Source organism: Pseudoalteromonas sp. SG44-1 (genome assembly GCF_014164315.1).
GTDB lineage: Bacteria > Pseudomonadota > Gammaproteobacteria > Enterobacterales > Alteromonadaceae > Pseudoalteromonas > Pseudoalteromonas rhizosphaerae.
On sequence record NZ_JACJEW010000268.1, the window covers coordinates 1 to 340 of the forward strand.

Consider the following 340-nt stretch of genomic DNA (forward strand, 5'->3'; position numbering starts at 1 on the left):
GCCCCGCTGAATACGGCGGCTACGGCTTCAACGGCTCAAGCTAACGCGACTCAGCAAGTGACTGAGCCTACTCAACCAAAAGCTGACAATACTCAGGCTGGCAGTGAAAGCTCACTAAATGCAGAACAAGCTGATAATAGCCAAAACGTGAAAGCTACCGATGTTGGTACAGGCAATACCCTGCTGAATACGGGTGCTGCTTCAACAGCTCAAGTCAATGCTACTCAGCAAGTGACTGAGCCTACTCAACCAAAAGCTGACAATACTCAGGCTGGCAGTGAAAGCTCACTAAATGCAGATCAAGCTGATAATGGGCAAAACGTGAAAGCTACCGATGTTG

Annotated in this window: 1 protein-coding gene; it reads left to right on the forward strand. The window is 48.8% G+C overall.

The genetic code is table 11. The annotated features are described in order from the left end of the window. A partial coding sequence (locus H5187_RS24120) for a hypothetical protein (protein ID WP_182798530.1) occupies window positions 1-340 on the forward strand: 340 nt, incomplete at both ends.